Raw genomic sequence first — 5,519 nt, forward strand, 5'->3', positions numbered from 1 at the left:
GATTTTTCTATATTTGGGGTAGGCCCTTATTCGTTCAAAAAATGGAAGATCGCAATATCAGGCCTTTACAAGACATTGAATTTTAATCTTATTGGCCCTTTAGACGGGAAGCCTGTTGCATTTGACGATACTGTCAATTTCCTGTCTTTTGATTCAGAAGAAGAGGCTCGCTTTATTTATCGCCTACTGACATCGGATATTGCTCTCGAATTCCTGGGGTCAATGATATTCTGGGACGAAAAACGACCTATCACAACAGAAATACTTAGAAGACTCTCTTTGAAAGAGGTAGCGAGAGAAGTTGATGCGCTTCCGGAATATTATAGCTGGGCAGCAACTCAACAATCTGATGCCTTAGGTCAGATGGAACTTGGCATAGCTGCGAGCAAGTCTAAGTACACACCCCGGAACGTAAAGGCGTGAGGAACCGGACTCGACTGCTTTCCCACCGGGACTGTTTGATGTGAGCGATACTGATCACCCTGCCGAGTAGGTAACCGCTTATTGCAAAGCCGGGAGAGGAGCACTCCTATCCTCAGAACCTTGAATGACCGACCATCGGGAGCTGACGATGCTGTTGTGCCTGTTCTTGAGTTACTTGGTTGCCAGTGCTTGGGAATCGCTGGCGCACTGGCAAATCCTGCACGCGGGCAAACACGCCAGACAGCGCTGGCGCGACTGGGGAGGGTTCGGCGACCTGCTGCGGCTGGCATTTTTCTATCATAATCGCGTCCATCATCGCCGCACCTTTGTCAGCAACTACTGGGTGCAGTTTGATAGCCCCTTACAGCGTCAGAGATTGGACCAACGATTGAAGGGCGAGATTCGGAAACGGCTGATGAGCAACGGTTACGGGACGACCATTACCGGGTTTTGGGAGCTGTTCACGTTTGCGGCCTTTCCCATGCTTTTGAACTCGGTGTTGTGCGCCCTGCTGGCGCCGCGCTGGGTTCTGTTGGGGATAATGATCGGGCTACTTCCGTTATTGATGACTAAGTATATCCATCCGCTGCTGCATGTCGACGTGAATGAATTATCGGCTGGCGCTAACGGCCCCCGGCAGTCACTTATACAGAGTGGATCTTTTCGTTTTCTGCAGCAGTATCATTTTCTTCACCACAAGTACGGGTTGGTGAATTTTAATTTGCTTCCGGGAGCCGACTTACTGCTCTTTGTATATCGATATGATAGGCGTCATTTCATATCGTTTGATGGTCGCTATCATCCGGGTTAGTTGCATTTTGGAAGGCTAAATGAGAGCAGATATGATGCACGAAATTGAGCGGCTCAAGCTCCACGGAAGTTTGACAGCGCATAGCGACAGCAAAGGAGGACAGCCAGATGCAAACGGCAATGTTGGCGGCGGTCAGTGACGTTATCGCCATGGAGCTGCCCGGTAAGAACCAGGCACTGGCGGACTTCTTTCTGGAGGTACTGCGCAGCCGCGACCAACGGCTCACGGCCGCCCGCCGCTTCCGCGACCTGAATGACTTGCTCGTGGTTCTGCCCGACGATAACCAAAGCGCCGTGGGGCCGCTCAGACCCGGACTGGCCGTGGCCCTCCAGGATCAGATCGGCGCTGAGTTTGCCCTGGATCTCGTTTACGAACGTGGCCGTCGCTTGCCCTTCCCCCTGATCACCCGCGGCACCGTTGGGGGAGCCTTCTCGGATCTAGGGTTCTATCTTAATTTTTCGCCCAGCTATCTGGTCTTGCCCTGTTTCCATACCCATCCGAGCCCCCGGAATGAGCTTGGCTACGAGATGCCCTCAGAAGCGGATTATCTAACGTTGGCGCGGCTACGCAGCCAACTGGGGGGCATCAGCGTGTGCGACCGGGTCTTTTTCCCCAGCGGTCGCCGCACCCGCTATGGCGTTGATGAATGGGGGCGCTGGTTTTATCAACGTCGGGGGCAGCGCCTGCGCTATATCGCCCGCCGCAACTGGTTGGCGACCCACTCCGGCCCCCATCACGGGCTCGGCTACGAACGGCCCTGTGCAGCGGACTATCTGGGGCTGGAGCGGCTACGCAATCAACTGGGGGGCATCGGTGTGTGCGACGGGATCATTTTCCCCAGCCGTCGCCGCACACTTTTTGGCGTAGATGAATTCGGGCGCTGGTTTTATCAACGTCGGGGCCAAACACGCCGCTATATTGTCCGTCGCAACGACTTGGCGATGCCGCCCAACACAAGGATCCGACAAGGCAGGCAGGATTTGGCTGCCCCGATTGGTGGCACGCCAAAACAGGACGCGGAATCAGGCGAACAGGGCGCAGACTGGAAGGCAACGCCCCCGCCCGATCCAACCGCGGCGTGAATGGACTGAGCATCGTTGACCCTGCCGCCGATTCTCTTTCTCGGTCTACCCCATTGCCGATCGGAGACCCTATGCCCACAACAACCCGCCCCCCCGGTACTGCATTACGGGTCCTGCATGTCCATGAACGCGCCGGGTTCTATGGCGGGGTCGAGCAGATCCTCCACGACACCGCCCGCGGGCTAGCGAGCCGGGGCTGGCCTCAGGGGCTGCTGCATGCCGACCTTGAACCCCAAGCCGATTACCTCACGGCCTTCGAGCAGACCGGGACCGGTGACGGACTGATCGCCAGCTTCGCCCCCGACATCCTCTTCCTGCACAAGGTCGAGGACCCGGCACGGGTGGCCGAACTGGCGCGGCGCTACCCGACGGTGCGGATGGTCCACGACCACGACCTGGTGTGTCTGCGTCGGCACAAATATTTTCCGCTCACCGGCCGAGTCTGCGACCTCCCGGCGGGGTCCGCCTGTTACATCCATCTGTGTTGCGTGCAGCGCGCCGCACCGGGGTCCGCCCTGCCCATCGCATTCAAGGGCCTGAGCGGGGTCAAGGATGCCATCCGCGCCAATCGTGAGGTACGCCGGCTCATGGTCGGCAGCCGCTGGATGCAACGCGAGTTGGTGATGAATGGATTGGACCCGCAGCGGGTGGCGATCGTCCCGCCTATCCCCGCGGCCCTGGCCGACGCGCGACCGGTCCCACCGTCCGCGGAGCCGGAGGTGCTATTCGTCGGCCAAGTGATCCGCGGCAAGGGGGTCGACCTGCTGCTCAGGGCACTGGCCGGGGTCCCCGGCGACTGGCACGCCACCGTGGTCGGCACCGGCAATCACCTGGACGCCTGCCGGGCCCTGGCCGTCAAGCTCAAGATCGCCGAGCGGGTGACCTTCGCCGGCTGGGTCCCGCACCAGGCACTGGAGGCCTATTATGCCCGTGCCGCCGTCTGTGTCGTGCCGTCGCGCTGGCCGGAGCCCTTCGGCATGGTCGGGGTGGAGGCCATGGCCAGGGGGCGCGCGGTGGTCGCCTTCGCCGTCGGCGGCATCCCGGACTGGCTCGTGGATGGCGTGACCGGTATCCTGGCACCTCCCGGCGATACCGCCGCCCTGGGGACGGCCATCGCCGCCCTGTTGGGTGACCGGGCGCGGGCCGCGCGCCTCGGCCAGGCGGGGCTTGAGCGGGTGCGCGCACAGTTCCAGCCCGCCCAGTATCTGGACCGGTTGATCGACATCTTGGGGGCAGCGGTATGAGGATCGGCATCTCGGCCTTCGGCACCGACAGCGGTAAGTCAGGCATCAGCCAGTACGCCGCCAACGTGGTGGGGCGCCTCGTGGACCTGGCACCGCAACACGACTGTGTTGCCTTCATCAATCGGGCGGACGCCGCTTGGGTGCAGACCTGGCACCCGCGCCTGCGGGTGATCGCCCTGCCCGACTGGACCGGCCACCCGGTGGCGAGCATCTTCTGGCACCTCTTCATGCTGCCGGTCATGCTGCGGCGCCATGGTTGCGATGCGGTCTTCATGCCCGCGGGCAACCGGCGGCTCGCCTGGTCCTATGGGGTACCGAGCGTCGGCACCGTGCACGACTTCTCCCAGCTGCACGTCCCGCAGAAATACGATGCGGCGCGCATGTTCTACGTGATGCGCGTCCTGCCGCGGATGATGCGACGCCTGACCCGGGTCATCTCGGTGAGCGAGTCCACCCGCCGCGACCTGGAATCCTTCGCCCGGGTCCCCGCCGCGCGCATCCGGGTGATCTACAACGGGGCGGATCTGAAGCGCTTCGCCCCCCGCCCCCGCGCGGCGGCACGCGCGCAGTTGCCGGCGGAACTCAAGATCCCCGACCCCTATGTGCTCTATATCGCCCGCCTGGAGCACCCGGGCAAGAACCACGTCCGCCTGCTGGAGGCCTTTGCGGCGCTCAAACGCGACACCGACCTGCCCCACAAGCTGGTCCTGGTGGGCGGGCGCTGGAACGGGGCCGAGATCATCAAGGCGCGGGTGGGCGAACTGGGACTGACCGAGCAGGTGGTCTTCCCGGGATTCGTCCCCGATGAGGTGATCCCGGCGCTCTATGCCGCCGCGGACGCGCTGGCCTTCCCCTCGCTGTTCGAGGGCTTCGGTATCCCGGTGCTGGAGGCCATGGCCAGCGGAACCCCGGTCTGCGCCGCCAATGCCTCGAGCATCCCGGAGGTGGTGGGCGACGCCGGGCTGCTCTTCGATCCCTTGGACGTACCAGCCATCGCCGCGAGCCTTGCGCGCCTACTCCAGGACCAGGAACTGCGCACACGCCTCATCGCGGCGGGGCTCGAGCGGGCATCCCACTTCACCTGGGACACCGCCGCCCAAGGCGTTCTGGAGGAACTGGAAGCGGCCGCGGCCACGTGACCAGCGGACCCAAGATTGCCCTGGTCATGGCCCTCGCGACCCTGGCCGGCGGCTGTGCCACCGCCAACCTGGATTGCAGCGCCGGACCCAAACCGCGCTGCGACGCGGCGGATGCGCACTGCGTCGCCCTGCCGGACCCCTGCCGTTACATCCCCCCGGGGGCGTCCAACGACCTGGTGGCGATCGACTCATCGCCAACGCCGGCGGACATCTATGTGGATGGGGACTATGTCGGCAAGACACCGCTGAAGCGCTATCTGTGGTTCTCCAGCAACACCCGCGCAGTCACCGTGGTGGCCCAACCGCTCTATCCAGGGCAGGCCCGCCAGGAGCAACACCTGCAGGTCCCGCCCCTGCCCAAGCGCCTGACCTTCTTCATGAACAACCCGGCCAAGACAAATGAGGCAGAGGCCGAAGCGGCGGCCGCTGTCCGCTAGCGGCGGGCAGGGTCTATCCAACGTCTGACGGTCGCGCACGTGATGGGCATGGTGGGTGCGCCCGCCAGGCAAAAAAAAGCCGCTCGAAGCGGCTTTTTTTTACGCCTCTATTTGGTGGCTACACCAGGATTTGAACCGGGGACCCTCGCATTATGAGTGCGATGCTCTAACCAGCTGAGCTATGTAGCCAAGAGCCCGGCAGTTTAGTGATACGGGCGCCGGGAGTCAACCCGCACGCGTCGCGAGCCGTTTGCGCTGCGACGTTCTTGGCCGGCGCCGCGAGGTTAGGGCGGGATGAGGCGGGGCTGAAGCGCGGGCGTGGTGTGGCGGACGCGGCCGACCTCGGGTCGCTACGGCTCCCAGTTGAGAACGGCTCTCAACAA

General features: G+C 62.6%; 6 protein-coding genes and 1 tRNA gene. 6 read left to right on the forward strand and 1 reads right to left on the reverse strand.

From position 1 onward, the window contains the following. The 6 genes from QZX93_RS24685 to QZX93_RS24710 form a co-directional block, all read left to right on the forward strand. On the forward strand, positions 1-423 hold a 423-nt coding region (locus QZX93_RS24685), incomplete at its 5' end, for a hypothetical protein (RefSeq protein WP_295394999.1). 124 nt (positions 424-547) lie between these two features. Further along, the gene (locus tag QZX93_RS24690; protein ID WP_295383891.1) at positions 548-1,234 is read left to right on the forward strand and encodes a hypothetical protein; all 687 of its coding nucleotides are present in this window, start codon (positions 548-550) and stop codon (positions 1,232-1,234) included. 107 nt (positions 1,235-1,341) lie between these two features. Further along, complete coding sequence (locus QZX93_RS24695; protein ID WP_295383892.1) at positions 1,342-2,316, forward strand: hypothetical protein; 975 nt, start codon at positions 1,342-1,344, stop codon at positions 2,314-2,316. A 71-nt stretch (positions 2,317-2,387) separates the two neighbouring features. Beyond that, positions 2,388-3,560 (forward strand): glycosyltransferase family 4 protein, encoded by a 1,173-nt coding sequence (locus QZX93_RS24700; RefSeq protein WP_295383893.1) that lies wholly within the window; start codon positions 2,388-2,390, stop codon positions 3,558-3,560. Beyond that, the gene (locus QZX93_RS24705) at positions 3,557-4,699 is read left to right on the forward strand and encodes a glycosyltransferase family 1 protein (protein WP_295383894.1); all 1,143 of its coding nucleotides are present in this window, start codon (positions 3,557-3,559) and stop codon (positions 4,697-4,699) included. Before QZX93_RS24700 ends, QZX93_RS24705 begins: the two co-directional genes overlap by 4 nt. Then, positions 4,696-5,136 (forward strand): PEGA domain-containing protein, encoded by a 441-nt coding sequence (locus QZX93_RS24710; protein WP_295383895.1) that lies wholly within the window; start codon positions 4,696-4,698, stop codon positions 5,134-5,136. The genes QZX93_RS24705 and QZX93_RS24710 overlap by 4 nt, the downstream gene beginning before the upstream one ends. A gap of 112 nt (positions 5,137-5,248) precedes the next feature. Here QZX93_RS24710 and QZX93_RS24715 read toward each other — a convergent pair. Then, positions 5,249-5,325: transfer RNA gene (locus QZX93_RS24715), tRNA-Met, on the reverse strand. Between the last annotated feature and the right edge of the window lie 194 nt (positions 5,326-5,519).

The organism is uncultured Thiodictyon sp., assembly GCF_903946935.1.
GTDB lineage: Bacteria > Pseudomonadota > Gammaproteobacteria > Chromatiales > Chromatiaceae > Thiodictyon.

Bases quoted from the DNA above. Each gene is read 5' to 3' on its own strand.
- QZX93_RS24705 (WP_295383894.1), top strand. From the start codon at position 3,557: ATGAGGATCGGCATCTCGGCCTTCGGCACCGACAGCGGTAAGTCAGGC.
- QZX93_RS24690 (WP_295383891.1), top strand. From the start codon at position 548: ATGACCGACCATCGGGAGCTGACGATGCTGTTGTGCCTGTTCTTGAGT.
- QZX93_RS24700 (WP_295383893.1), top strand. From the start codon at position 2,388: ATGCCCACAACAACCCGCCCCCCCGGTACTGCATTACGGGTCCTGCAT.
- QZX93_RS24695 (WP_295383892.1), top strand. From the start codon at position 1,342: ATGCAAACGGCAATGTTGGCGGCGGTCAGTGACGTTATCGCCATGGAG.